The organism is Mycobacterium bulgaricum (genome assembly GCF_041287165.2).
GTDB classification, from domain to species: domain Bacteria; phylum Actinomycetota; class Actinomycetes; order Mycobacteriales; family Mycobacteriaceae; genus Mycobacterium; species Mycobacterium bulgaricum.
The window spans coordinates 120542-146700 of record NZ_JBGGKV020000011.1; the positions used below are offsets into that span (position 1 = coordinate 120542).

Sequence of the window (26159 nt, forward strand, 5' to 3'; positions counted from 1 at the left end):
GTAACAGCCCGCGTCGGATTTTGCGTCTGGGTGGTGGGTCTGGGTCGCTGATACTGGTGTCGTGTCGGTTGGCGCGGTGGTGGCTGCAGTCGGTGAGGTGCTGGGCCGCGCGCACTCACTGTTCGGCGATCCACCGGCATCCGGGCACGGACCCGCAGCAGGCTCGGTGAGCAAGCTCTCCAGCGCCGGGGACCTAGTGCGCTCGGGCCAAGCTCAAATGGCGCCGCTCTCGGGCCAGCTGGCCACCAACTACTGGACCTTCGCCGGCGGCGCGGGCCCCGCCCTGGACACCCTGGCCGGCAACGACCAGGCACTAAGCACCCAGCTCAACGACGCCGCCCGCTCCGACCGCACCGGCCGCACCAACTCCGCCACGGCGGTCAACGGCGCCGCCGCCGACACCCATGGGCTGGCCCCGTTCACCAACACCCCCGCCGGCCAGAAAGCACTCCTGGTCGCCCTGCGCCACCGCGTCGCCCAACAACAACACGTCGTGCAGGCCTACAAAACCCGCGACGCACAGATGGCGGCGATGCTGCGGTCGATGGCCTACGGTGGCCGCGGCGGTGTGGGTGGGGGCAGCGGCTCACTATTCGGCGGCGGCGGAATGTCGATGCCGCAAATGGGTGGGGGATTCGGCGGAATGCCGATGGGCAGCAGCGGTTTTGGTGGCCGCTCTAGGGGTGGTGGAACGGCTGGTGGGCGACGACCGTCGCCGAGTATCACGACAGGCCGCGATATCCCTCCTGGTCGGGGTGGGCAGGCGGTCCAGGCAGCGTTGTCGAAGCTGGGCCGCCCGTACGTATGGGGAGCCAAGGGGCCTTCGGTCTTTGATTGCTCGGGGCTCACGGGGTGGGCGTGGCGCCAAGCCGGGGTGCAGCTGGGGCCCGACACGTATACCCAAGTGAACCAGGGGGTGGCGGTGCCTCCTGGTGAGGTCCGCGCGGGTGACCTGATCTTTCCCAAAGCGTCCTATGACGGACGCGGCCCGGGCCATGTCATGTTGGCGATCTCCTCGACGCAGGTGGTGCACGCCCCTCAAACCGGCGATGTGGTGCGTATCGCGCCGATGCCACCAGGGTTTATCGCGCGCCGTCCGGTGGCCACATAGGCCCGAAAATCGTGCACGGAGATAGATCGGCGCGGCTTTAGGCTCGTAGCAATCCCTTCGAGGAAAGGATGGCCGTGGAGTCTGGGTTGCAGCAACAAGCCAGTCAAATCTTGGATCTCGCTACGCGGGCGAAGAAGGTCTTCGGCGGTGACTCCACCCCGGAGCGGCCACCGGCGTTCGCAGCTCCCCGCGATCTTGAAGAGACAATCTCTCGTGATCACTTCTGATTTCAGTGTCATGGTGGGCACATATTCGCCAATGGCGTTAAAGCAGGCGAGGTTACGGTGACCGACGCTCGCAAATTCGACGAATTGGTGTCCTGGCATGCCAAGCCGGTCGCTGGTGTCGGTATGGGCTGGGATCCGGGTTGGCGTGCCGATGGGGGAGCGTTCGCCCGTAACATCAGTCCCTCTGACCCATACTGGAATACGTTGCTAGACAAGGCCCAAGCTGCCTACGGCGATCCTGGTATGCGGTTCAACACCTCTGATCCGAGCGCGGACCGCTACCTCGTCTTCAGCGACGGCACGCGGGTACCGACCGATGGTTCGTTGGCCTATCGCGATAACGGCAACACCTATGTGATGAACAACGACGGCTCGGTGTCGCTGCTCGGTGGCGACGGCAAGTCGGGTCAACCGTTCTTCCCGGAGTTCCGGCGCAACGAGGCCGGCCAGTACGTGCCGGTCAACGCTCAAGGCCAGCAGGTCGCGCCGCTGGCCGCCTCCTATGTCGACGATCCAGCGACGGGCACGCGCACCTACTACAACGCCACCGGCGACGTCGTGGGATCTGAGCAGCGGCCCGCCACCCCACCTCCGGGCAGCCAGCCCGGCGTGGCGACCGACGAGCAGCAGTCCGGGCGCACCGCTGACGCGGTACGCAAATTGCACGACGAGATGAAGGACCGCTACAGCCAACTCAGCGAGGCCGAGGGCAAGTTGACCGAGGCGATGCTGAGCGCCCGGACCACGACCGCCGAAGGTCAGCAGAAGCTCAACGACATTCAGCAGAAGATCGTCGAGGCGGTCAACAACCCGGCGATGTCGCTGGACACTCCGGCGGGCGAGCAGGCGTTCTTGAAGTTCCTGCGCAGCCAGGTCGCCGCGATCGGCGAAGTACTTCAGTCAGGGACCTTGACTGCCGAAGATCAGGCCAAGGCAGCCTCGGCGCTGGCCGCCCTCTACGACATGGACGGCCCCTCATCCGAGACGGGCGGCAGCCCCTCCGATCCTGCTCAACCCGCGCCTGCGACGCCCGCTCCTGCGGCGGTTCCGCCGGCCACCGATCCCGGTCTGACCGACCCTGCGCTGACGGATGCGGGGCTGGGGCCGATGGAGCCGATGCCTGATCCCATGCTGTCGGATCTGGGAATGGGCGGGCCGATGGGCGCTGCCCCGCTGGCGGGGTTGGCCTCCGCATTGCCGGCCGCGATGGGCGCTTTCCCGCCGGGTGGCGGCTTGGGTGGCGGCAGCCCGCTTGATGCCCTCACCGGAGCTGCTGCGCCGCTGGCCGGTCTGGCCTCCCAGCTGGGCGAGCAAGCCCGCCGGGAGGAGCCCGACCCCGGTGTCGAGTCGGAGAAGGACAAGGACGACGAGCTCGACGAAGACGAGGGCAAGGACGAGCACGACCACGCACCCGAGCCTGTTCCCGGGGAAACCCCGCCGTCCACGACACCGCAATCGGGCACACCGCCGGAGCCGGTACCCGCCGGCACACCCGGGGAGGGCGCCCCACCGGCGGCACCGGGCCCGCCCCCACCGCCGCCGACGGCGATCACGCTGCCGGACGGCTCGACTGCCAATGCACGCACCCCGGAGCTGGCCCAGGCCGTCAAGGCCCACATCGACGGCAAGCCACTCGAGGAGGCCTATCGCGAACAGCACCTCGAGCTGCCCCCGCCGGGAACCCCGGTGACCGCTCCGGTCGATCCGTCTCGCCTGTCGGCCGGCATGCTCGCGGTGTTCAACGATCATTACGCGGTCGCCCTGAGTTCGGTGAAGGCGCTCCAGGATGGCCAGGTCGTGCCTGCGTCGATGATCGCTTCGAGCCCGGGCTTCCTGGGCTGGCTCGATCCCAGCGCGGTCGGCGCCCCGGCGCCCACCCCGGCCCCCGCGCCGGTGCCAATCCCACCGACCTCTGCGGCCACCGACTCGGCCAAGCCAGCGCCGCTGGCCAGCGCACCGGTGCCCACCCCCATCGGATAACGGCTGACGTATGACGCGGCGGCAAAAAATCGCGACAATATCTAGATCGAAGGAGCTATGAGATGACCGAACCGATCCATATCGACCCTGAGGTGATGCGCACCGTCGCCAACCAGCACGACGATGTCGCCGACCAGATTGCGCCCGCCAGGGAGGCCAGCGCCGAGATCCTCGCCGCGGTCAACACCTTCGGCCCGATCATGCATCAGTTCAAGTCGGCGGTGTCGGACTTGATGGTCAACCGCGACGCCGCGCTGCTCAACCACGAACACACCCACCGCAGCGCCGCGATCGGGTTGCGCCGTGAAGCGGCCAACTTCGTCACCCGCGACGAAATCAACGCAGAAAACCTCCGAGTTGACCAGCAATGACAACCTGCCGCTGAGCGAGCAGGCGTTCCTGGCCAGGACCCCCGACGATGCGGTCCTGGTCAGGGTTGCGGTCAAGGGGTCCATCCTGGGCGTTCAGCTCGAACCCAAGGCCATGCGCGACAACATGCACGAGTTAGCTCAGCGAATCATGGCCTGTGCCGACGTGGCGTATCTTCAGGGGCAGGTCGCTCTGCGTCAGCAGATGGAGCACGCCCAGCTCGATCCCGTCTGCTACGCAGATTTCCCCACCGAAAGGGACCTGGCCGCCGCCCGTGACCGACTGAGGAATCTCTAGACCGATGGTTTCTGTTGACCCGAGTGGACTGGTCTCGGCAGCGCAACGGATCACCGCCGCGCTGTCGGATCTGACGACAGCGAACCCCGAGCATCCTCCGCTGGCCGCCGATCCGGCGTCGGTGGGCGCCGCGGGCAGGCTCACCACTGCGGGCACCACCTTGGCCAGCGTCCTGGTCGAACAAGCGGCAGGGTTGGCCGCCACCGCCGAGCAGCTGGCCAACGTCGCTGCGGGCTTCACCGCCAAAGACGCGGCTAACGCGACCAAAATCTCCAGCCTCAACACCACCAGTGACGGCGCCTCCGTGTCGGGCTGGGCACCCCCGTCGCCGCCGGTCCCTCCCGACGCGCGTCCAGTGCTGGCCGCGCCCCCCGCGGCACCCGCCGAGATCATCTCTAACGCGGTGCACTCGGGCGACCCCGCCAGCGGCGAGTCGTTCATCTCCGGATGGCGCCAGGTCGCAGGCTCAGCCCGTGACGCCTCCGCCGCGGTACGGCTGGTCGCCGACAGTCTCCCCGACAGCTGGGACAGCCCCGTGGCTACTGACGTGGTGCGCGGGCACCTGATCAAGTACGCCAATGCGTTGGAAACCTCCGGCCAGCGTGCCGATACGGTCGCCGAGCAGGCCAATCGCCACGCGCAGGAGGTCGCTCAGGCGCGCAGCGACATTCCGAGTCCGGATGCGTTTCAGGCGATGAACCACCAACTGCAGACCCTTGCGCAGGCCAACGCGCAGACCGGTGGCATGTACGCGGTACCGCTGGCTAACGCGGTAGAGCAGAAAGCCCAGATGGAGGCCCAGACCGCACAAGGCTTCGGCGGCTACTACGCCAGCACAGAGGCCACCACCGCCGGTGAGGTGGATCTGGACGGTGACGGTATCCCCGACGTTCCCGCCGACGAGGCGGCTGCCGCCGCGGCGACGGGGGAGGGGACGGGCCTGCCGAGCGAAGCCAAACCGGGAGAGCCCGGCTCTCAGGATATGGCCGGTCAGCTGGCCTCGATGCTGCCCAGCATGATCCCTACGTTGCTCGGAGCGGCGGGCGGACTGATGGGCGGCGCGGTGTCATCGCTGATGAAGGCACCCGAATCGCTCATTCAGGCCGGAACGCAGGCAATGGGTGCGGCTACTCAAGGGCTGTCGGGGTTGATGCAACCCGAACTCGACGACATCGGCACCGAGGACCTCGGCCTCGACGATGCAGCCCTGGACGATATGAGCGGCTTCGGCGGCGGAGGGGGCGGCGGCGGCATGACCTCGCCGGCATCCGGCGGAGCACCATCGACACCGCCGGTGATGCCCTCCACGGGTCCCAACCCCACCCCGCCGACCTTGCCCACCGGTGGGTCATTGCCTCCGCCGGTCAGCCCAACGATGGGCCCGGGTGGCGGCATGATGCCGATGGGAGGCATGCCGATGGCCGGCGCGCCGGGAGGTGCGGGCCAGGGCGGCGGTGCCGACGAGCGCAACGCAAAGCCCAAACAGGTTGTGGGCAAAGATCGTCCGCACACCGAATCGGTGACCGGCAAGGTGACCGCTGACCGGATTGCAGTGTCGTCGACCGCACCGGACCGCAAAGACGACGACCCGCCGCCCAACGACGACACACCTCAGCGCAGTAGCGCTCCCCTGATACGACGTATCACGACGGTCGGATCGAAGGAGGGCACCTAGTGTTGGGCGGCGTCGGATTCGACGACCTCGGCGACGAGGAAAAGGTCAAGTTCTCCGAAGCGGAACAGGCCGCGACCCTGGAGCGTCTCGACAAGATGATCGCCGAGCTCGGAGCGTTGCGCACCGAGGTTGAAGACCCCGATGGCTATGTGCGGTTCACCCTGGGCGACGACGGCCGCCTCCTGGAACTGTTCATCCACGAAGCGGCCCGCACATCGCTGACCAACCTGGCGCTGGAGAAGAAGCTCAACGATCTGTTCGCCGCCGCGAATGAGGCAATGGCGCTGTCCCGCAAGGAGTTCTGGGACCACTACAGCATCACCGATATCTGATCGCAGTTCTAGCTGCGAAAAGCATTGAGCCAGTGCCGATACCTTGGAATCGGACCGGCAAGCGTGCCACCAACCGCCGCTCTGATTGGCCTACACGCGGGATAATCGCCCGGGTAGTCACAGAACAGCTGCGGTGACGAGAAGCGTTGGCCAGAAAGGCCGTTGACGACTAGAAGTGGAAGGGCCCGACCAAGGGTGGGAGAAGTCGGGCCCTTCCGGTTCCGACCTCGGGGGGCGCGACCGGACCACCACGAACGCTACCGCAGCGCCCACACCCCTCCGTGCACAAATTCGGAAGCCCCGCGTCGGTGCTGTCTTGGGGAGTCGACGGGCGAGCCGGGCCGGCAATAGTCCCGCGCTGGTTCACGCCGACAGCCTGTGAACGGAACACCGATTGTGTCCGGACGGGAGGTGCCGGACGGAGCGGTCAAAATTTGGCGGTGCCAGACTCCACCGGCGCCGTTTACCCTGGATATATGACAGCGGGCGGGAAAACCCAAGCATATGTGCCGCCGCCGAACGGTGGCCCCTTCGGGCCGCCACCTGGCCCCGGCCCATCCGGCTACGGCCCGCCGCCAGGCCCTCCACCGCCGGTGTTCCAGCCCCCTCGATCGGGACGGCTGCGGACAACACTTGCCGCCGCTGGCATTGCGCTCGCGGTGATCTTGGCGGCATCCGCGCTGGTAGTGGCGCTGACGACCCGCGCTGCCAGCGACAACCCGGACGCTGCAGCGTCCCCGGCGGGCAACCCAACAGCGTCATCTAACCCGGCCTCCACCGAAGCGGCTGACCGCGCGCTGTGCACAGCCATCGGACCGCTAATGAGCGAGTACAACAAGGTTTCTAACGGCTGGATTAGCCTCGGCGCGCCGGGATCGCCCGGCCGCGACGCCGGCCTGCCGAAGTTTGAGAGCGACACCGAAAGCTTCGTCAGCCGTGCAGAAGCGGTCATGGCGAATCACCCTCACGTCCACCCACGACTAGAACGGACGACGCAGCGCTACCTCGATGACTTGTGGCTTTTCGTGAATAACATCTCGCCCGGTGCCTCGGAGGACTACGACAAGGCAGCGTGGATCGACAGCATGGTCGCCTACGGCGGTCCACAGACGATCTGTGACGACCTCGGCGCCGGCTGGTAGCTGGTGGGGTTCTCCAGTGCGAGGTTCTAATTGATGCCGGCTTCAGCTGCGGTTGCCGCTGGCCCGGGGATGCCGACCCGGCCGTATTCGATGCGCATTCTTGGCGGGTCCTGGCCGTCGACGTCCCCGGAGTCGTGGTCGGAGACCGCGAACGCGCTGAGTAAGAAAAGTGCCGACCTCAATATGTCGGCCGCGGCGATCCGCCGCGCCGCCGACGACCTGGGCGGTTCCAATTCGGGGCAGATGATCGATGCGATGTGCGAACGCTCCTACCGCACGGCGCAGACGGTGATTAACCACTCGGACCTGTACGGCGACATGGCCAAAGCCGTTAAAGAAACGGCCGAGCTGATCTGGCATGCCCGCGGCCAGCTCGAAGAGATTGACCGCAAGGCCCACGAGGAAATCGAACGGCTCAAGCAACAGCTCCAAGCCGCGGCACTGTCGCCGTTAGGCGCTGGCGCGGCCATGGCCGCCATCTACGCAGCGATCGAAGCCGTCATCACCGCCGCCCAAGCAGAAGCACAGGCGCTCGGAGTTGACACCGCCTCGGCGATCGCAGAACAGGCCGCAAACATCGGCGGTAATCCGTCAGCTCAAATGCCCGGCGGCGGGCAGATCACCCCAGCCGACCACACCACCGAAACTGGCAGCAATGGCGACAACGTCCAGGCCCTCGACAACCCGACTGGGCCCGGAACGTTGCCATCAAGCCCGGGGGCGGAACGGCCTTCACTAGATGGTCCAGTAAGTGACCAGGATGCAGCCAGCCCTGGGGGCGCTGAGCCCGCGAAGGACGGAACGCCGGGCACCGACGGTCCAGGAAACGCGACAGATGATGCGGGGGCGGACGCAGGAAATCCACTTAATGAAGCGGAGGGCGTTGCAAACCCCACCCACCCGCAAAGCGGAACGCCAGGTGCAGCGGGCGATCGACCTGGCTTCGATTCTGTAGCACCGTCCGCAATGCAACCTCCTATGACTCCTTTGGCGGCTGGCGGTAGCGGTGGTGGCGGGTCCTCCTCGCTGGGCTCAGTGGGGAGCGGGTTTAAGCCGCCGTCTGCGAGCGGGTTGTCGTCGGCGGGGACCGGTGGCTTGTCGCCTAGCTCGTTGTCATCGAATGCCGGGTTGTCGTCGTCGCTGCCGTCATCGGTGTCGCCGGCGTCGGGAGGTCTTCCGTCTGCGGCTGCGGGTGGCGGTGGCGCACCGGGGGCCGCGAGCTCGTCTGACTTCTCTCGCGGCTTTAGTGCGGGCTTGGGCACGGGCTCGGTGTTGCCGCCGCCGGTTGCTCCACCTCCGGCCCAGCCGCTGAGTTCGACTACGGGCGCGTCGAGTGCGCCGGTCTCGGTCGGCCCTGCGCCGGTGTCGGCGGCCGGCGGGCCTGCGCACGTCGCGTCACCGGGGCCGGCGGGGAGTGTTCCGGCTGGAAATATGGGATCGATGGGTGCGCCGATGATGCCGCCCGCGGCGGCGCCGGCTGGCCCGCTGCCTCCGTTTAACTCGGATTTGCAGCCCAGGCAGGTCGCGCCAGCGGCTGCGGGTGCGCCGCCGCCCGCGCCGCCGCCGGCTCCCCCCGCCAGCGCGGGCCAGGCGGCAGCGCTTCCGCCGGGCGTGGTCGCCTCAGGCGTGGGTGCTACGGCAGCCGGCGCGGTGGCTGGGGCACGGTCTGGGGCGCCTGACCCGCTCCTCGATAAGGCGTCGGCATTGGTTTACGAGCTGATGCACGCCTCGCGGGTCTACGGGTGCATCGACTGGTGCGTCGGGATGTTTAAGACGCCGTCAGGCCCGCAGGCGTGGGTAGTGAGCAGTGAGGGCAGCGGGTTCATCCCGCCGGGGGTGTTCCTGCCCAGTTCCGCACGGCTGATTTTCTCAGATCCTGGTTTGGACAGGGACTTTCACGCCCGCTGGTTCGGCTGGGTCAATCCAGCTCAGACGATGACCGCGTACGGGCAGATGTGCATGGCGAGCAACCCGAACGTCGAGTTGTGGGCTGTGGCAGTGTCGACGGACTATGGCGGCAACGCCGCTGTGGCGCGCGATGCCGGTGTACGGCATATCGAGAACTGCGCGTTAGCCACGTCACCGATCAAGGCCGACTCGGCACCGCCGGCGCTGGATGAAACCCGGATTCATCGGCTGGAAACCATTGATCGCCCTGAGTATGCGCGCCTGACTACCGGCGGGGTGGTCGATCGTGCACAGCTGTGGGCGTTGACCGTTGCCGCCGTGCGCACGGTCCTCTCGCGCGCCTCTGAGCTGCTGGGCTTCCAAGTGCCTCCGGCTATTCGCCAGGTCGCCACCTCGATCGAGAATGGTGAGCCGGTGTCGGAGGAGTTGTGGGCCGATCTTGACGTCGCGATGCGCGCAGCCATCCTCGACAGCGCAGGCCAGCGGCCAGGCCGGGTGGCCAGCGATGTCGGCCCATCTGCCTATGCGCGGTGTTTCCACAACGTGGCCCGCGCCGCGGAGCTGCTGTCGTGGTGGCGCAGCACGACACCGGATTATGTCGAGATCGCCTACACGGCAAGGCATATCGCCAAGGAAGCCGAACTATGGCCCACGATGGCCGCATGAGGGGAGTTGTGTAGATGCCTGCAGTATCTGGGGGCGCGAAGCCGATCGAGGTGCTACCCGCGGCGGTCACAGGCACGGCCCAGTCGATCGCTGGTGAAGTGAGCCGGGCCGCCCAGCCCGGCCCGGTGCCGATGCCGGCAGCGGGCTCGCCCATCGACGTCGCCGCCAACGCCGTGGCCGTTGCGGTGGCCGAGAACGTCGCGCACTGCTCGGCGACGCTGGCGCCGGAGCCAATCGAAGGAGTTCAGAAGGCCGAAACCGCCACGACCGAGCTTCGGGGGCAGGACGCCGAGAGCGCCACCGACATCAGGTCGGTCGCACAGACTATGCAGCCGATGCCGGCTCCGGGGGCCAGCGGCGGGGCGGGCACATCGACCATCCGTGCGGTCAGTAACACCGGCGCGGACAACTGGCACTGGGAGTACGACCACAACGGGCTGATGGTCCGGGTCGATGACGTGGCGCCCATTGATCCGGGCGGCGCGGCCGGGGGTGGTTTCGGCGGGCTTGCCCCGGTGGGCCCCTGACAGGGCTCGGCTCGCCCACGTGGTGCGTAATGGGGGTCGCCGCATCGTGGGTTCTCTGGGTTATCGGGCGCTGTGAAATTGGCGCCGATATAGCCCCCTGGACGGGGTTAGGGTTGGGTACGTGACCACTCAACAGTTCCGGCGGCCTGGCCCGATTGCCCGCCCGCCCGCGACGGCGGGCGGCAAGATCGCGATCGATCCGCCGATTCCGGCGCCGATCCCGCCGCCACGCAGTGTGTGGGGGATTGTGCTGCCGATCGTCCTGATTGTCGGTGTGATCGGCTTTATCGTCGCGATGTACATGTCCGGAATGCGGAGCTTCGCATCGGGTTTCGGCATTTTCGGCATCATGATGCTAATCGGCATGGCGGGCATGCTGTTCCGCGGCCGCGGCGCCGCGCAGAAGATGTCCTGGGGTGAGCTGCGGCAGTACCGCGCCAACTACTTCGCCCGCCAGGACGATGTGCGCGATGAGATCGAGGTCCAGCGCCGCGCCCAGTTCGACCATCGCGAGCACTTCCATTGGGACCCAGCCAAACTCGTGGCCGCGGTGGGCACCGAACGCATGTGGGAACGCTCACCGAGTTCAGATGAATTCGGCGAGGTCCGAGTCGGGGTCGGCAAGGTCAAGCTCGCCATGACGATCGAGAAGCCAAAGATCCCCGAGGCATCACAGATCGAACCGGCCACCGGTCACGCCCTGCGCAAGTTCTTGCTGGAGCAGGAATACATCGACGACATGGCCAAGGTGATTTGGCTCCAACGCTTCGCGGGCGTCTCGTTCATCGGGGACATGGACGAGGCACGCGCACTGCTGAGGGCAATGGTGTGTCAGCTCGCAGCGTTCCACAGCCCCGCTGACCTCCAGATTCTGGTGGTCAGCGACGCCCCGTCAGTGTGGGACTGGACGAAGTGGCTGCCACATATGCAGCATCACAGCAAGCGAGACGGCTGCGGTGAGCGTCGGCTGCTGTTTTCCTCCCCAGCTCAGCTGGAGAACTTCTTTGACGAGGCGGAGCTTCCGCGCAGCGAGTGGACACCCCCGGCCAGCGGGTTGCACGGCCCGGGGAACAGCGTTCTGCCGTTCCGGGTGATCATCGACGACAACTGCGGAACCCCCGAGGACTGGGCCGGCCTGACCGGTAGCGCCGGGTATGCCGGCACATGCTTTGTGCGTCTTGCACCCACGGTGCCGCCGCCCTCGCCGCATGATGCCTTCAGCACGAAAAGCTGGATCGGGTTTTCCCCGGAGACCACCTACCGCCTCGTTGATGGTGCGCTGCGCAAACGGCTCCCTGCCGGGCTCACTCCGTCGGGCGGTAAAGAGCATCTGTCCTCCGACGAGCTCGACGACGCGTTCTACGCCAAGGCCGACCAGCTGTCGATCACCGCGGCGGAGCGGTTCGCCCGGGCGATGGCCCGCTTCCGCGCCTCCGGCGGGGTCACCACGGTCACCGATTCCGGCCACCAGCAACGCACACTGCTCGACGCGGTGGGGGTGCGCGACCCGCGCCACCTCGACGTGGACCGCCTGTGGTCCCCGCGCCGCAGCCAGGGTCCCGATTGGATGCGCTTCCCGGTCGGCCTCGATGACAGCGGCCAGGTCGTGGACCTGGATCTCAAAGAGGGCAGCCAGCAAGGCATGGGCATGCACTCGCTGTTCATCGGCACGACCGGCGCAGGCAAGTCCGAGGGCATCATCACCGAGGTCGCCTCGATGGCGCTGACCCATTCACCCGAGGTCGCCAATGTGGTGTTCTTCGACTTCAAGTTGAAATCAGCAGCCGGCGTGCTCGAACAGTTCCCGCACGTGGTGGCCAGTGTCAGCAACCTCGGCGACGAGCGACACCTGGTCGGCCGCATGTATGAGGCGCTCGAAGGCGAGCTTGATCGCCGCGGCGCGCTGTGCAACGCCGCCGGTCCCGACGTGGTGGATCTGACGGTCTACAACCAGCGCCGGCTCACTGATCCATCGCTGCCGCCGGTGCCGGTGCTGTGGGTCATCGCCGACGAGTATCAGGAGCTGCTCAGCGACCGGGATTGGGGCGATAAGTTCCGCAGCTTGTTCTGGCGGATCATGCGCCAGGGCCGCGCCTATCACATGTTCTTGCAGCTGGTCGGCCAGACCGTCGACACCCAGAAGCTGCGGGACATCCGCAAGCTGCTCGGCTTCACCATCGCCGGCCGCACCGGCACCGAGGAAGATTCCCGCGAGGCCCTCGGTGTGGGGATCGCCGCCAAAATCGACGAGAAAGGCGCGGAGGGAACCGCCTACCTGCGGGTGGCGCAGCGCCAGCCACGCCAGTTCCGATTCTTCTATTCGTCAGCCGACTTCGTGCCGCAGACCGGGCCCGACGACAGCCGACCGCTGGAGGCCGGCACCTGGTTCGAGCCACGAGCTTTCACGGCCGAAGAGGCCACCGACATCGATGGTCTGCTGGCTGAGCCGGTTGAGCGCGACGCCGCCCCGGCGCGGGTGCCCGAGGCCGCGAGTGTGAAGATCATCGACGCGGTGATCGGCTCTCTGCAGGCGACGGGGGCCGCCCCGCCGCGCCAGCTGTGGCTGCCGCCGTTGGGCGCCCCGCCAGCGGCCGACGATCTGGTGGCACGGCTGCGCGGCAAGCCGTGGGATGTCGACTACGGCCAGAATCCGGGCCTGGTGTTGCCGGTGGCGCTGGAGGACCGTCCGCGTCAGCACCGCCAGGACGTGTGCTATCTGAACTTGCTGGAAAGCAACGCGCTCATTGTCGGGGCTCCCCGTATGGGCCACACCAACGCCGTCATGACGATGATCACCGCGGGCGCTTTGATGTACCGCCCGGAGCGTGTGCAGTTCTACTGCATTGCCGCCAGTGGCCCGCAATTGGCCGCGCTGAATGACCTTCCGCACGTGGCGGCCGTCGCGGCTCTACACGACACCGAAGGTGTCACCCGCTTGCTGGCTACCGTGCGCGGCCTCGTCGACGAGCGGGAGCGGCTTTTCGCCACCCGCGGTCTGGATATGGAGCAGGTCCGGGAGGCGAAGTTCGGCCCCAATCCGACCGATATCGGTGTCGCCGGCGGTGATGTGGTGCTGATCATCGACGGCTGGGGCAACTTCAACGACGCCAACCCGAAATGGGTTGACCAGGTGATGTCGTTGATGCGCGCCGGTAACTACGGGGTGCGCACGGTCGTCACCCACACCAGCTACCTGTCGAAGATCAACACCCAGGTCAAGAACCTGTCGACTGAGCGCATTGAGTTGCGGATGACCGATGAGCGGGAATCGGAGCTGGGCCGCCGTGATCCCACAGTCAACCGGGGCAAGGAGGTCCCCAATAAGCCAGGACATGGCCTGAGCGCCGCCGGGTTCCACATCATGGTCGGTGAGCCGGTCCTGGCCAATGATCCGTCGGGCCGCATCGACGCTCGCGGTGTCGGCGCAGTAGTGCGCCGGGTGGCCGGGGTGGAGAAGTTCGCCGAAGTCAAGCGGTTGCCCGAAATGGTGAGGTTGAACGAGGTATTGGCCCGGGTCGACGGTGGCGCACAGCGCGACCTGGTCCCGTTCGGTCTCTCGGAGTCCGATCTGGGTCCAGCGTTCATCGACTTCGCCGAGAACCCGCACGCGCTGGTGGTGGGTCGCGCACAGTCAGGGCGCTCGGCGTTCCTGCGGACGATGATGCACAGCGTCATGGCCCACTACACCCCGGACGAGGCCACCATCGTGTTGATCGATCCGCGCCGCCGCCACATGGGCGTGGTGCCAGAAGAAACGTGGCTATCGCGCTACGCCTACACCGTGTCGGACATCAGGAAAGCTGCCGGGGAGCTGGCCGAGCTGTTCGACAAGCGCACCCCGCCGCCGGGCACTAGTCCGACGGAGATGCTGCGCCGCCAGTTCTGGACCGGACGCAAGATCTTCGTCTTTGTCGATGACATCACGTCGTGGAACTCGGCAGAGAACCCGCTGCTGCAGTTAAGCAGCTATGTCGAAATGGCTGATCAGCTGGGCATGCACATCATTGCCGCGGCCGATATCAAGCTGTGGAGCTTCCAGGCGTCGGGCAACAGTGTTCTGGGGCGGCTGGCCGGCGGATTGCAGCCGACGATCATCCTGGACGGCCGCCGCGAGAACGGACCGATCATCAGCGGGGTTTATGCCGAGCCGCAGCGCCAGGGCAAGGGCATCTACGTGCAGCCCGGCGGCACCACCGAGGGTGTGCTGGTGGCCTGGACCCCTGAACCGGTGCGCTCGACACCTGCTCGACATTCCTCGCCGGTGGGGCCGAGCTAATGCCGATGCCAGTCACTTCTTGGCGCCTCCTGGCTACGGATTTCGTGGTGCGGGCGCCAAAAGCGCCAGGTTTCGCTCAACCGTGCCGGCATTCACTGAGCTCATCAGTGGTTTCGGTGGCCCTGCGGAATTTAGCGCGCGGACCCCTATAGCAGTGGGCCTAAACTGGGTCTAGATCACCCCACGAAGGGAGAGGCAAACATATGTCCCCAATCATTGGTGTCGAGCCGGCGCTGGTCGGAATGCTGTCGGCTGCCGAGAGCGCGGGTGCGGCGACGATGGCCGCCGGGACCTCCGGGGCGGCCCCGGTCATGACCACGGTGCTTCCTCCCGGTAGCGATCCGGCCTCGATGGCGGTGGCAGCGGCGCTGAACGCACGCGGCGCCGCGGCGGTCGCCGCGCTGACGCAGCTGACGATGACGCGGGCCATGTTTGCCGGCAACGTCGGTGTCAACGGCACCAGCTACGCGGCCATGGACGTGCTGCAGCAGAGCGCTCTGGCGATCTAGAACCACTGTCGGGCCATGCCAGGCTTCGGGGATTCGGCACTTAATCCGCCGCAGGTCAACTACTACCAGTTGGTCACCGGCGACGAGGCGGCTACTGCGGCGGCCGCCGCAGCGGCTCATCAGGCGACCGCGGCGATGCTCAGCGCCGAGATCGCCACGATGACCACCAGTACCACCAGCACCGCCGCGGTGGGTTGGCAGGGCGCCGGTGGGGCCGCGATGACGATGACCGCTCAGGCGTTCGCGGCAATCTTGGGCATGGCGGTGGCCTGGTTTGAGGAGGCCGTCGTGCAGGCGACGGCCATCGTGGATGCCTATCACCTGGCCAAGACCACGATGGTGCCCGGACCGGTGTCGGATCAGAACCTCGTCGACACCGAGGCGCTGGTCGCCACGAATTTCATCGGGCAGAACAGTCCGGCGATTGCGGCCCTGGTCGCCGAGTATGAGCGGCAGTGGATTCAGAACGCCACGATCATGTCCAGTTATCAAGGTGTGGTCACCGCGGCGCTGGGCGTGCTGGCGACGCCGCCGCCGTTCGCACCGATGGCACCTAATCCCGCCGCAGCATTGGCCGCGTTGGCCGACGCCGGGGCTCAGGCCGGCGTGCAGGGCGCATTGCAGGCCAGCTCGCAAAGCATGCAGCAGGCCAGCACGGCCGCGGTGCCGGCGAGTGAAGCGGTGTCGGCCCCCGCCGATGCAATGTCGGCGATGGGTGGACCGATGGGGATGATGGGACAACTCTCCTCGGTGACCGGCATGGCGGGCCAAGCTCCGCAGATGCTGGGTCAGGCCCCGCAGATGCTCAGCCAGTTCGCGCAGATGCCGATGGGCATGCTCGGCCCGTTGTCATCGAGCATGGGCGGTCTCGGTGGCGCCCCGGGCGCCGCGTCAGCGGCGCCGTCGACCGGCACGCCGGTGGCGACGCCGGGGTTGGCCAGTGCGCTCAGTGGGGGCGGCGGTGGTGGCGGCATCGGTGCCGGCGGTAGCGGGGTCGTGCCGACCAGTTCCTACACCCGCCCGGTGGGCAGTTTTAGCACCCCGAATGCCCCCAAACTGCCCGGCGGTTTCGGTGGCGTCATCGAACCGGTGGCCACCGGGCCGAGCCCCTCTGGCGGTGCAGGCACGGGTGGTCTGTATGGCGCTCCGGCGTCGGCGATGGGGCGCGATGGCGGTGCGGCGACCGAGCAGCGGCAGGGACGCACGATGCAGGTCACCCTTGCCCGATCGGCTGCTGACAGGGGGGATAGGTAACCAAAAATTAGCGCACGGCGGGGTGTGTAGACGCCCATAGACTTTGTCTAGAACCAAACATCGTCCAGAACAGGAGTTTTCATGGCACAGCAAGTTGTTGGTGCGGCGCAGATTCAGTCCACCGCCGACCAGCTCGACGACCTCAAGATGCGGGCCCTCGACGTGCTCAGCCGCTACCAGCAGCATTCGACCGAATTGCAGGCCTCCGGCGGCCTCGACGGTCAGGCCGGTGTCGCCAACGTGGCTACCGCAGAAGAGATCTCGCAGGCGCAGCGCGAGATGAATATGCGGTGGGAGTCGCTGATCGCGGCGCTGCGCAACAGCGCGCCGGACTTCACCAACATCGACACCCAGAGCGCCCAGCAGATCCAGTCGGTCGCCGGCGGCCTGCGCTTCACCTGACCCTTCCACCACCACAGACATTCGAAAGGATTCCACCACAATGGACGGAATGATCAAGGTCAATCCCGGCGCGATCGTCGATTACAACGCCGCCCTGGGGACGTTCAGCGGCGAGCTGGACAACATCGCCGCCGAGGCGCAGAACCTGCTCGGTGGTATCGCCGAGTACTTCACCACCGATCAGGCGTCGGTCACCTACGCTCAGGCGCAGCAGATGATCATCGACGCCACGAACGAGGGCAAGGAAGTCATCCACCGCCACGGCCAGGCCGCCGACCAGGCTGGCGTGGACTTCGTGTCCCAGGACGGCGCCTCCGCCCAGACGTTCATGGTCTAGGACGGCCCACCAGGGGTGCTGTAGCGACACTGCGGAAAGGGGGGCCAACTGAAGTTGGCCCCCCTTTTTGCTGCTCCAAAGAATGAACAGAAGGGATAGGACATGGCGCTGACGACAACCGTCGGGGGGGTATGGGTACTGCAAGCGCTACTGGGTGTGGAATCCATGCCAACAGCGTTGCGGCTCAAGCCCTTTATCCCGTCGGTGCATCACGAACTGATTGTCGAGACCACAGCAGGGCCGGTCCCGATCGCCGACACCGCCGAGTATCTGAGCCTGGTGCAGGCCGGCGTGATCTCCCCCAGTGGCGCGGTCGACGAACCGGTGCGCGACTGGATGACCGTGCTGGGGCGCCCTGATCGACAAGCGGTTCTGACCATTCGGCGACCCTCGGGACAGCCCGTCCACAACGGTGAGCTCCCGACAGTGGAGGAACGGGTGGTCGTGGTGTGCCGGTATCGACGGTGGCTGGCGATGGCTGCCCGCGACGGCGATGAGATGGTCGTGGATGCGGTGGGGGAGACCGATGACCCCGCAGTCCAGGCGGACTTGATGTGCCACACCTTCATGCCGGCGTTGGGTGTGGCCGCACCCGCTGACATCGACGGGGTCAACATCCCCGCCGACCTGATGCAATCGACGCTGGAAGCTGCTGTCCCGCAAGGGCGAGACGCCACGATCGCCGCGGTGAGCCGGCTGGGGCTGCAACCTCAGCAGGCCGAGGTCCTGGCCGCGGCGACGCGGCTAGACGACTCAGCCATGGCCGTCGCCATGGTGATCGACCATGACATCGCCCAGCATGTTCATCCCCGGGTGGTCACCGTGGCCGACACCGAGTTTGGCCGCGTCAGCATTACGACGAGCACGTCGGCTGACGGTAAGCAGTGGATGAGCGTGTGGCCGGCCACCGCCGATGCGCTGCGCGAGGACCTCTACGGCCTGCTCTCCGCGCCGCGGGCGGCCGCCTAACACCGCCATGCGCATATATGTCGGGGGGCATGAAATTGGTGCCGATTTAGGGTCGTTACCCCTAGTAGGGTGGGCCATATGGCGCTGAATTTGACGTCGCGGCTGCAGGTGACGGCCCACTACTTCTGGAACCGCCGCAACGCGGCCGCGCTGAGCCATCACGGCGTCCGATTGGAATACGACCCCGAGCAACGCCGCAGTGCTGCGCTCATCCTCGGGGTCATGTTCACGCTGCTGGCGATGGCGCTGATGTTCGTATTGTCGTGGTTCAAACCGGCCGGCCAGGTCGGACAGTCGGCCATTCTGGCCGACCGCGACACCGGCGCGGTCTACGTGATGGTCGACGGCCGACTGCACCCGGCGCTGAACCTGATGAGCGCCCGGCTGATCGCCGGCCAGCCGAACAACCCCACATTCGTCAAGGCCGCAGAACTCGAGAAGTACCCACAGGGGCCGCTGGTGGGCATCGTGGGCGCTCCCGCGGCGATGCCCATCCGTACCGCGCCGTCCTCGGACTGGGCCGTCTGCGACACCGCACCGACCCCGACGTCAACGACCTCGGCAGCCTCGGAGCCCGTGGTGACTGCGATCGCCGGCCAGTTGACCCTGGGCCAGCGCTCAGCACCGCTGCAGATGCCCGATGCCATCCTGGGTCGCTACGGCGATCGGACCTACGTGATCTGGGAGGGACACCGCTCCGAGATCGACCTCAGCAATAAGGCTGTCGCGTTGGCCTTGGGTGTCGATTCGACTGCACCGGAACCGATTCCGTTGTCGCGCCCGCTGTTTGACGCCCTTCCGGCGACCGACCCGCTGGTAAGCCCGGCCATTCCGGGGGCGGGGGAACCGTCGCGGTGGAATGTCGCCGACGGCGCAGTGATTGGCTCGGTGCTCACGGTGCGCGACCTAGGTCAACCCAACGCTGCCGAATCGCTGTACGTCCTGTTACGGGATGGCGTGCAACGGGTTTCGCCGTTTGTCGCCTCACTCCTGCGGTCGGCGAACTCGTTCGGTGATGTGGCCCCGATCCAGGTCGCCCCCGACAAGCTGGCCCCAATACCGGTGGTGGATAAGCTGCCCGTGTCGTTCTACCCGGCCACTCGGCTGCGCCTGGTGGACACTGCCGTCAATGCCACCACCTGCTTGGCATGGTCGAAAGGCGCCACAGATCGCGCCGCCGAGATCACCATTTTGTCCGGGCAGGGATTGCCGATCCCGCTGGGCTCCGCCGATAACCGTCTGGTGAAACTTCCCAAGGGCGTTCGCGATCCAGAATCAGTGGAGGCCGATCAGGTCTACATCAGCCCCGGTGCCACGAACTTGGTGATGACGACCAGTGCGGCACCAGCGGCATCCTCGCGCGAAGCGATGTGGTGGATTTCAGATCAAGGGGTCCGCTATGGCATCGAGTTGTCCGACGACGCGTTCACGGCCCTCGGGGTGTCCCCGGATCGGTCGCAACAGGCACCGTGGCCGCTGGTCCGGGCTTTCGCGCCAGGGCCGGCGCTGACCCGCGCCGATGCGCTGGTCCAGCACGACACCCTTGCCCCGGTCGGCGGCGCAGAAGCGCTCCCCACCAGGGCTCCGGGAAGCTAGTTGTCATAAATCGAGAGTGGCAAAACTAGTGCCGATATACGACATCAACGCTGATAGGATCAGATTGTGACTGACCGCGACCTTCCCCCTGAGCAGACGGGTTACCCTTCGAGCGAGGGCGATTCCCGCGGCAGCGGCGCGCACGCCGCAGAGCCGACACCGCCGCCGGTGCCGGGCTGGCCCCCACTGCCTCCCAGCAGCGGGGAAACCACGGGCGCTCACGCCCAATCCTCAGTGCCGCCGCCACCCCCGCCGTGGCCGGGCCGCGCCCCGGAGGCGCCCAGTCCAGCACCACGTTCCGACGCTCCACCGTGGGGCCAGCACACGCAACCAGGCGAGGCTGAAGGCGCGTCGTCGACGCCGGAGCAACCCGCTCCGGCGTCGCACGACGCTGACCGGGGCGCGCCGTACCGCCCGTCTGATGCAGAGACCACCACGTTTTTCGATCGCCGCGATTTCCCACCCCCGCCGCTGCGTGAAAGTTCCTCTGGCGGCGGCAGTTTCGGTGATACCGCCGGCGGTCAGCACACGGTGCCGCCCACCTCCACTCCGTGGGGTGGCGAGCCGCCACGGCAGCAGGCCCCACCGTTTCCTCAGCAGTCAGGCCCGCAGCGGCCGCCGTCGCCCAGCCAAGGCTGGCCCAACGAGCGATCTGCGCCCCCTGCCGGTGACCCGCGCCAGTGGGGTGAACCCGCCCCCGCGGCGGCCACGGGGCCGGCCAACTACTCCTACGTCGATTCCATTCGACCCACTGAGCTGGTGCCGACCCGCAAGATTCCCCCTGGCAAGGGCTGGCGAAAAGTGCTGTACAAGAGCACCTTCGGGCTGCTGAACTTCGGTCGCTCACCCGACGAACGGCACTTGGCGGAGTTGGAGACCAAGATCCGCTCCCTGCTGCGGGGCCGCTACAAGATCGGGGTGCTCGGCAAAGGCGGCGTCGGCAAAACCACGATTGCCGCCGGGGTGGGGTCCATCTTCGCCGAGCTCCGCCAAGACGACCGGGTGGTGGCCATCGACGCCGATACCGCGTTCGGCAAGCTGGGCCTGCGCGTGGACCCCAATGCCAAGGGGTCCTATTGGGAACTCGCCGCCGATCAGGACTTGCGCACCTTCGCCGACGTGCGCTCCCGGGTAGGTAACAACACCGCCGGCTTGTTCGTGTTGGCCGGCGAGTCTGCCACTGCCCGCCGCCGGGTACTCGATCCGAACATCTACCGCGAGGCGACCGGCCGGCTGGACAACCACTTCACGCTGTCGATCATTGATTGCGGCTCCACGATGGATTCCCCGGTAACCCGCGAAGTCCTGCGCGACCTCGACGCACTGATCGTGGTGTCCTCGATGTGGGTCGACGGGGCGTCGGCGGCAGCACAAACCATGGAGCTGCTCGCCAACACCGGCCATACCGGGCTGCTGCATCGCACCGTGGTCGTACTCAACGACGGTGACGGCCACGCCGACAAGCGCACCCGGGAGGTGCTGCACGAGCAGTTCAGCCAGCGCGGCCAGCGCGTGGTGGAGGTGCCCTTCGATCGGCATCTGCGTCCCGGCGGCGTGATCGACGTGCAGAATGACATCGACAAGGTGACGCGGCGCCGGTTCATCGAGATCGCCGCGGCGATCGCCGAGCACTTCCCCACGACCAGCGACAGCCTGCGGGGGCGCCGGTGACCACGGTGCGCCCGTCGACTCCCACGTCAGGATCGTCAGCCCCGGGAGGGCCGCTGGTGCCCTCGTCGTGCAGAGTGTCGCTGTTGGTCGGCGACGCCCACCAGATTGACCTCGTGTTGCCCGCTGCGGTTGCTCTTTCGGCGTTGACCGACTCGACGCTGGGGGCCGTCAATCGGCTGCTGCGCAGCAAGGGTGAAGACGAACTCCCGGTGGGCACATATGAATTCGCCCGCGCGGTGGGAATGACACGCCTCTCGGACGAGGTGTCGCTGTCAGCTCAGGGTGTGGCCGACGGCGACCTGCTGGCGTTCGTGCCCGAGAAGACAGCCCGCCGGTACACGCCGCTGATCGAGAACGTCTCGACGGCGCTGGCCCGCTGGGCCTATGCCCATTTTCCTCCGGTGTCGACCCACGACGCGGTGGTCGTCGCCGGGGCGCTCACGGCGACGGCGCTGATCGGAGCGGCCCTGCTGGTGTGGCGGTTACGGTGGGCGGCCCAGCCGTTCTGGCTGAGCCCCGCGATTTTCGCCGTCACCGCCGGCATCCTGTTGGTCACGGCTATGCTGTCGGCGCGCGCTGGGGCCAGCCGCGTCATCGTCGACGGCGCCGCCTGGGCGGCGCTGGTTGGCCTCGTTCTGGCCGGCACCAGCGCACCGTATGGCGACCAGCCCGGCGCCCCGCATGCTTTCCTGGCGGCCGTGGTAGCCACCGTCGGCGTGCTGCTGTTGGCGCGGATGACGGGCCGCCATTGGACCGCGGCGACAGCGATCGTCACGGTGTCCGCCGCCATCATTGCCGCCGGCCTGACCCGCATGTTCTTCGACGTTCCCGCTCAACGCATCGCCATTGTCATGTTGATGGCGGTACTCATCGCCTCGCGGGCGGCAACCGCTATCGGGCTGAAGATGGCGAGGGTGCCGCGCCAGAGCTTCGAATCCATCACCGGCCGCGACATGTTCACCCGTGCTCCCGGCCAACCCGAGGACACGCTGACCCCTGTGGAGTCGGCCGCCCATGACGTGACGTTGAGAGGCGAACAGGTCGCCGAGGTGGCCCGCCGATCCAACCGGGTACTCACCGGCACCCTGCTCGGGATCGCCGTGGTGCAGCTCGCGGCCTCCTGGTGGGCGATCGCGCCGGGGTCGGGCTCGCAGTGGCCGTCGATCGTCGTCGTCGTGGTGACGGCGCTGTGCCTGATTCTGCGGGCCCGTGGACTGCGGCACCGCCGTCATGCGGTGACCATCGTGAGTGGGTCGGCACTGTCGCTGATGGCGATCCCGCTGCACTACGGCCTGAGTGCGCCCGCCTCGGCAACCGTCGCGGTCGTGGTCTCGGCCGCCGCGGTGCTCGCAGTGGCTGTGGCCGGTCTGCTGGCCGGGGCGGTTATTCCCTCACGCAGCTTCTCTGAACCCATACGGCAGGTCGTGGAATGGCTGGAGTACATCGGCTATGCCCTCATCGTGCCGTTCGCCGCGTGGGCGATCGGCCTGCTGCAATACATCAGGTTGCACTGATGCGAGGCAAACGCGTGGCGGCCGGGCTGGCCGCATTCGGACTGCTCGCCACCAACGTGTTGGCGCCCCCGGCGGCGCTGGCGATTGCTCCGCCGGTGATCGACCCGGGCGCACTTCCGCCCGACGAGACGCCAGGCCCGCCCCAGGAGATGCGCCAAACCAAGGCGTGCGTGACCCCGGTGGTGGTGGGCGATCCCAACGTGGCCCAGCCCGACCCTGGCAACACCATGCTCAACATCGAACAGGCCTGGCAGTACTCGACCGGCGCCGGAGTGACGGTGGCCATCATCGACACCGGCGTCGCCCCCAACCCGCGGTTCCCGCGGCTGTTCCCCGGCGGCGACTTCGTGCAGGGACTACCTGATGGCGGGCTGACCGATTGCGAAAGCCACGGCACTATTGTTGCTTCGATCATCGGCGCCGCCCCGGCCAATCCGGCTGACCGCCCCACGCCGCGTCCGGCGGGAATCGGGGTGCCACCTCCGCCACCGGGTGTGCCGGCCAACCCGGCGCCGCCGGCGTTTCCCCCGCCGCCCACGATCACCGCGACCGCGACCGTGACCGCGCCGGCGCCCCCACCCGAGCCGCCGCCCGCCGAACCACCGCCCGCCGAGCCACCGCCCGGTGGACCGCCGCCCGGCGGGCCGCCCCCGGCGGGCCCGCCTCCTGCGCAGGGCCCTGGAGATACCGGCGCCGCACAGCCTTTGGTGCCGGGGCCGCCGCCGGCGGGACCGGACGGGGTGGTCGGGGTGGCCCCCGATGTCTCGCTGATTTCGATTCGTCAATCCTCGACGGCGTTTACTCCGGCACGACCGGCCCCGGGGGACATCGAGGGTCAGCGCAAGGCCGGCGACATCGCGACCCTGGCCAAAGCCATTCGGCATGCCGCAGACCTGCCCGGCGTGCAGGTGATCAACGTGTCGTTGGCGTCGTGCATCAACGCCGCCGCCCCGGTCAACCAGGATGCTCTGGGCGCAGCGGTGCGCTACGCGGCCGTGGACAAGGACATCGTGATCGTGGCTGCGGCCGGCAACCAGGGCGGCGGCGACCAGGGGCAGGACTGCGGACAAAACCCCGCATTCAATGCGCTGAACCCCGACGATCCGCGGGACTGGGCGGGGGTGCGCACGATCGTGACTCCGGCGTGGTTCTCCGACTACGTGTTGACCGTCGGCGCGGTGACCCCCGAGGGGTTGCCGCTGCCGGATTCGATCAACGGGCCGTGGGTGTCGGTGGCCGCGCCGGGCTGGCGGATCATGGGCCTATCGAACACCAACGGCGCGGCGGTCAACGCCCGACCGGATGAACCCGGCTTGGGTGCGGGTTTCTGGGGGACCAGCTTCTCAGCCGCCTACGTGAGCGGCGTGGTCGCGCTGGTGCGGGCCAAGTTCCCCGATCTCACTGCGGCCCAGGTCATGCGGCGCATCACCGAGACCGCCCACAACCCGGCCCGTGGGGTCGATAACCAGGTCGGCTACGGCGTGGTCGATCCGGTAGCGGCGCTGACCTTCGATGTGCCGTTGGGCGATCCGAAGCCAGTCGAGCGGCTCAGCACCGATCTCTACGTGCCTCCGCCGCCGCCGGGGCCGGATCATCGACCGCGCAATAGCGCCCTGCTCGCCGGCGCCGCGGTCCTGTTGGTCGCCGCGGTCGCCGTGGCGGTCGTGGGCCTGCGACGGAGGCTGCGATGAAGGCGCGTACGGTGGGCGTGCGCGCTGGCACACCGGTAGTGGTCGCGCTGGAAGTCGTTGCCCTGGTGGCGTTTATCGGTTTGCCACCGGCACGGTTCGGGTGGTGGCCGGCCGCGGTGATCACCGCGGCGGCGCTGCTGCTGCTGGTTCCCACCGTGCACCGCCGCAACGTTCCTGGCTGGCTGGCGGCCGTGCGGCGCTGGCGACGTTCACGCCGCGGCAAGTACCCGGCGGCGGCTGCGGCAGTGGATGTGCCCCACGGCAACATCGTGTGCGGTGTGCGCGTCGAGGAGTGTGAAGCCCTCACGATGATCGAGGTGACCGGCAAGCCGTATTCGCTGACGTTCCTGCGGGGCTCTACGGTGTCGCTGACCCGCAACGTGTTGCCACTGGAGGTGCTCACCGAGCTGCTCGACCAGCCCGGCGGGATTCAGCTGGCGATCGACGTAGTGCCCGCCGGGCACCGGGTACGCCGAGGCAACGAGTACCCCCCGCTGTACAGCACGCTGCTGGCCGACCGGCCCGCCGCCGGGCAGCGCACCGTGCAGGTCGTGGTGCGCCTGGACATCCAGAACTCGGTGCCCGGCTTGCAGTACCGACAGTCGGTCGGTGCGGCGGCGGCCGCCGCCACCGAGCGCATCATCAATGCCCTGATAGAGCGCGACGTCCGCGCCACCGCCCTGACAGCCGCCGAGCTCGACACCGCGCTCGACCGGCTGGGAGCGCGGCTGCAGCCGGCGCCGGCACCCCCGGTCATCGAGGGCGCCGACAGCCCGGCCGACCCGGTGCCCTTCCGCTCCACCAGCCCGGCGCAGCGGCGCAGCAAGGTCAGCAACGAGGTCGGCTGGCGCACCATCAAGGGCCACCCCGGGTTTCTGACGACGTACTACTTCTCTCCCGAGGACATCACCACCGCGTCACTGCATCAAATGTGGGCGCTGCGCAGCGACGAGGTGGTCCTGACCCTGAGCTTGTTCAAACGCCGCTACGTGGAGGCCCCCGACGGCGATGGCCCGGTGATGATCGCGGCAACGGTACGCACCAACGATCCACAGCCCCCGCAGCAGCCACCAACGCTGTATCTCAACACGTTGCCCGGCGACCAGTTTCCCGCCGCACTGCGGCCGGCCCCGACGGCGCGCCCAGGCCATCTCGACATCCCCGCCCGCCCACTGGGCGAGCCGAGCGCCTTGGAGATCCCGATCGGCGCGACGGGCATTCTGGTGGGAGCTGCGCTGCGCGATGACCGCCGCGCAGAACCGCCAGTACAGCGCGACGACCTCATCATGCTCTCTCTGACCGATCCGCAGCAGGCCACCCGCATCATCATGGACACCAGTGAGTATTACGTGCGCCAGTTGCTCATCCGCGCCGCCGCGGTGGGGGAGCGGATCGCCATCTACTCCAGCCAACCCAGCCGGTGGGCGAGGTTGGCCCAGCCCAATATCGCCGTGGTCGAGCGCCGTCGGCCCGCAGAGTTTGTGCCCTCGATCATCGTCAACGACCGTCCCCTCATTGCGCCGCCAACGGGACTGTCGGCCACTGTGATTACCCTCGGGCGTGCCCAGCCCGGCGGGCAGCAACCCGACATCCACTTTCAGCAGATCTCGCGGGAATCGGTGCGCATCAGCACCGTCCACGACACTACCGAGGTCGCCATCGTGGCGTTCAACCAAGAACAGGCCTGGCTCGGGCTCTGAAGGGGC

The 26159-nt window shown here is 67.5% G+C and carries 20 protein-coding genes; all 20 read left to right on the forward strand.

Annotation, left to right across the window (positions count from 1 at the left end; all coding sequences use genetic code 11):
- The first annotated feature begins 61 nt into the window (after positions 1–61).
- The 20 genes from ACAG24_RS24005 to eccE all read left to right on the forward strand — a co-directional run bounded on the left by ACAG24_RS24005 (position 62) and on the right by eccE (position 26153).
- The gene (locus ACAG24_RS24005; RefSeq protein ID WP_370475095.1) at positions 62–1111 is read left to right on the forward strand and encodes a C40 family peptidase; all 1050 of its coding nucleotides are present in this window, start codon (positions 62–64) and stop codon (positions 1109–1111) included.
- A gap of 284 nt (positions 1112–1395) precedes the next feature.
- Positions 1396–3318 (forward strand): DUF4226 domain-containing protein, encoded by a 1923-nt coding sequence (locus ACAG24_RS24010; protein ID WP_370475096.1) that lies wholly within the window; start codon positions 1396–1398, stop codon positions 3316–3318.
- 62 nt (positions 3319–3380) lie between these two features.
- Entirely contained in the window at positions 3381–3689 is a 309-nt protein-coding gene (locus ACAG24_RS24015) for a type VII secretion target (RefSeq protein ID WP_370475097.1), read from the forward strand.
- Complete coding sequence (locus ACAG24_RS24020) at positions 3676–3984, forward strand: DUF2694 family protein (RefSeq protein ID WP_370475098.1); 309 nt, start codon at positions 3676–3678, stop codon at positions 3982–3984. The genes ACAG24_RS24015 and ACAG24_RS24020 overlap by 14 nt, the downstream gene beginning before the upstream one ends.
- A 4-nt stretch (positions 3985–3988) precedes the next feature.
- The gene (locus tag ACAG24_RS24025; RefSeq protein ID WP_370475099.1) at positions 3989–5659 is read left to right on the forward strand and encodes a PPE domain-containing protein; all 1671 of its coding nucleotides are present in this window, start codon (positions 3989–3991) and stop codon (positions 5657–5659) included.
- Complete coding sequence (locus ACAG24_RS24030; protein WP_370475100.1) at positions 5659–5991, forward strand: hypothetical protein; 333 nt, start codon at positions 5659–5661, stop codon at positions 5989–5991. Before ACAG24_RS24025 ends, ACAG24_RS24030 begins: the two co-directional genes overlap by 1 nt.
- Before the next feature lie 821 nt (positions 5992–6812).
- Positions 6813–7133: a hypothetical protein gene (locus ACAG24_RS24035; RefSeq protein WP_370475101.1), complete on the forward strand. Its 321-nt coding sequence runs from the start codon at positions 6813–6815 to the stop codon at positions 7131–7133.
- Positions 7134–7166: 33 nt separating this feature from the next.
- On the forward strand, positions 7167–9707 hold the full coding sequence (locus ACAG24_RS24040) for an EspK C-terminal domain-containing protein (RefSeq protein WP_370475102.1): 2541 nt from the start codon (positions 7167–7169) through the stop codon (positions 9705–9707).
- 14 nt (positions 9708–9721) lie between these two features.
- Positions 9722–10234: a hypothetical protein gene (locus ACAG24_RS24045; RefSeq protein WP_370475103.1), complete on the forward strand. Its 513-nt coding sequence runs from the start codon at positions 9722–9724 to the stop codon at positions 10232–10234.
- Between the two features lie 121 nt (positions 10235–10355).
- On the forward strand, positions 10356–14510 hold the full coding sequence (gene eccCa, locus ACAG24_RS24050) for a type VII secretion protein EccCa (protein ID WP_370475104.1): 4155 nt from the start codon (positions 10356–10358) through the stop codon (positions 14508–14510).
- A gap of 203 nt (positions 14511–14713) precedes the next feature.
- Positions 14714–15019 carry a PE domain-containing protein gene (locus ACAG24_RS24055; protein ID WP_370475105.1) on the forward strand — a complete coding sequence of 102 codons (306 nt, stop codon included), beginning with the start codon at positions 14714–14716 and terminating at the stop codon, positions 15017–15019.
- A 15-nt stretch (positions 15020–15034) separates the two neighbouring features.
- On the forward strand, positions 15035–16273 hold the full coding sequence (locus ACAG24_RS24060; RefSeq protein WP_370475106.1) for a PPE domain-containing protein: 1239 nt from the start codon (positions 15035–15037) through the stop codon (positions 16271–16273).
- Between the two features lie 81 nt (positions 16274–16354).
- On the forward strand, positions 16355–16675 hold the full coding sequence (locus ACAG24_RS24065; RefSeq protein ID WP_011767965.1) for a hypothetical protein: 321 nt from the start codon (positions 16355–16357) through the stop codon (positions 16673–16675).
- A gap of 49 nt (positions 16676–16724) precedes the next feature.
- Positions 16725–17012, forward strand: coding sequence for a hypothetical protein (locus tag ACAG24_RS24070; RefSeq protein WP_370475108.1), 288 nt, complete (start codon positions 16725–16727; stop codon positions 17010–17012).
- Between the two features lie 102 nt (positions 17013–17114).
- Positions 17115–17981 carry an ESX secretion-associated protein EspG gene (locus ACAG24_RS24075; RefSeq protein ID WP_370475109.1) on the forward strand — a complete coding sequence of 289 codons (867 nt, stop codon included), beginning with the start codon at positions 17115–17117 and terminating at the stop codon, positions 17979–17981.
- Between the two features lie 78 nt (positions 17982–18059).
- Positions 18060–19577, forward strand: a complete 1518-nt coding sequence (gene eccB / locus ACAG24_RS24080) for a type VII secretion protein EccB (RefSeq protein ID WP_370475110.1) — start codon at positions 18060–18062, stop codon at positions 19575–19577.
- 66 nt (positions 19578–19643) lie between these two features.
- Positions 19644–21248, forward strand: coding sequence for a nucleotide-binding protein (locus ACAG24_RS24085; RefSeq protein ID WP_370475111.1), 1605 nt, complete (start codon positions 19644–19646; stop codon positions 21246–21248).
- Positions 21249–21304: 56 nt separating this feature from the next.
- The gene (gene eccD / locus ACAG24_RS24090; RefSeq protein ID WP_370475112.1) at positions 21305–22762 is read left to right on the forward strand and encodes a type VII secretion integral membrane protein EccD; all 1458 of its coding nucleotides are present in this window, start codon (positions 21305–21307) and stop codon (positions 22760–22762) included.
- Positions 22762–24453, forward strand: coding sequence for a S8 family serine peptidase (locus ACAG24_RS24095; protein WP_374150796.1), 1692 nt, complete (start codon positions 22762–22764; stop codon positions 24451–24453). Before eccD ends, ACAG24_RS24095 begins: the two co-directional genes overlap by 1 nt.
- Positions 24450–26153, forward strand: a complete 1704-nt coding sequence (gene eccE, locus ACAG24_RS24100; RefSeq protein WP_370476031.1) for a type VII secretion protein EccE — start codon at positions 24450–24452, stop codon at positions 26151–26153. Before ACAG24_RS24095 ends, eccE begins: the two co-directional genes overlap by 4 nt.
- Positions 26154–26159 lie beyond the last annotated feature (6 nt).